Source organism: Gordonibacter pamelaeae 7-10-1-b (genome assembly GCF_000210055.1).
GTDB classification, from domain to species: Bacteria; Actinomycetota; Coriobacteriia; order Coriobacteriales; family Eggerthellaceae; genus Gordonibacter; species Gordonibacter pamelaeae.
In genome coordinates this window covers 510786-512470 of sequence record NC_021021.1, presented here as the reverse complement: position 1 = coordinate 512470, position 1685 = coordinate 510786, and the positions used below count along the sequence as shown (strand labels likewise).

The 1685-nt window shown below is 71.6% G+C and carries 1 protein-coding gene and 1 pseudogene; both read left to right on the top strand.

The window, feature by feature from the left end; translation table 11 throughout:
- Positions 1-1321 (top strand): serine hydrolase domain-containing protein (locus tag GPA_RS02410; protein ID WP_041238834.1); only part of this gene is annotated, 1321 nt, incomplete at its 5' end.
- 65 nt (positions 1322-1386) lie between these two features.
- Positions 1387-1685 (top strand): annotated as a pseudogene (locus GPA_RS02405) (lysine exporter LysO family protein); the annotation flags it as partial.

Sequence of the window (1685 nt, the reverse complement as noted above, 5' to 3'; positions counted from 1 at the left end):
GGACGCCTACCTGCGCGAGAACGTGCCGCGCACGGGCGTGCCCGGCGTGGCCGTCGCCGTCGTGGACGCCGACGGCGTGCGCTACCTCGACACGTTCGGCGACTGCCCCGGCGCGGACGCCCCCTTCGTCATCGGCTCGCTGAGCAAGTCGTTCACTGCGGCAGCCGTCATGCAGCTGGCAGAGCAGGGGCTCGTCGACCTCGACGCGCCCGCCTCGTCCTACGCGCCCGGCTACGACGTGCCTGACGAGGTGACGGTGCGCAGCCTGCTCAACCAGACGAGCGGCTTCGGGTACGATGAATCCCTCGCCGATGCCCAGGTGGGCGACACCTTCGGCACCTTCTCCTACGCGAACGCGAACTACGACCTGATCGGCCGCGTCGTCGAGGGCGCGACGGGCGAGACGTACGCAGCCTACCTCGACGAGCACGTGCTGGGTCCGCTCGGCATGGCCTCGTCGACGGCGGACGCGGACGAGGCGGCGGCGCTCGGCATGGCCCCGGGGCATCGCGACTGGTTCGGCCTGCACCTTGCCGACGGGTTCCGGCATGCGCAGGGCGACTCCGCGTGGGGCGGTCCCGCGTCGGGATACGTGGCCGCAAGCGCGGAGGACATGGCTTCCTACCTGCGGATGTACCTGAACGACGGCGCGACCGACGGCGGTGCGCGCGTGCTGTCGCCCGACAGCGTGCGAAGCATGTTCCTCGACCGCGTGCCCGACCCTGCGGGGGACACGTACTACGGCATGGGATGGACGTCGTTTTACTGGGACGACGGCGAGCTGGTGCTGTCGCACGACGGGCAGGTGGAGAACTACGTGGCCAGCATGTGCCTGCTGCCCGAGCGCGGCATCGGCGTGGCGGTGCTCGGCGACGCCAACGACAACGCCGGCGGCAACGACCGGTTCTTCGACCTGGCCGGCGGCGTGGTGAGCGTGGCGGTGGGCGGTGCGCCCGGGCCGGTGGACGTTGCCTGGGCGGCGCTGTGGCGGCAGCGGACCGATGTGCTGTACGCCTGCGCCCTGCTGGCCGCCGCGGTTCCGCTGCTTCTGACGGGCCGTTGGCGTCGACGGCTGGCCTCGGTGCCGCGCCGGCGCCTGCTCGCGCAAGGTCTCGGTCTGCATGCGGCTCTGCCCGTCGCGATTCTCGCCCTCCCGTTGCAGTGGGGCGCGCCCTGGCGCGATTTGCTCGCGTTCTCGCCCGACGCCGCGCTCGTGCTCGTCCTATGCGCCGCGCTGCTCGTCGTCGCGGGGGCGGCGAAGCTCGCGTTGCTCGCGAAGCCGGCGGCGAAACCTCCTCCCGGAAGCGCGCGAATGCGCTAAGATGACTCCTTCACCGTAGATCGACCGCCGGGCGCGCATGCTCCGGGCGGTGGGAGAGGGATGTCGTGGAAATTCTGGCAGTGATGGTTGCGGGCGTGCTCGTGGGGGCCACGGTGTTCCCCGCGCGGCTCAAGGGGCTCAACGAGAAGCTGACGCTGGCTGCCACCGCGCTGCTCATCTTCTCGATGGGCGTGCTGCTGGCCGGCCGCGATGCGTTCCTCGAGGAGCTGGGCGCCGTGGGGTGGGCGAGCGTGCTGTTCTGCCTCGTCCCCGTGGCGTTCTCCACCGCCGCCGTGTACGGGCTGACGAACCTGTTCCTCTCTGACATCGCCCGCCGACCGCCCGGCCCCCGCGTGGCCGCCGC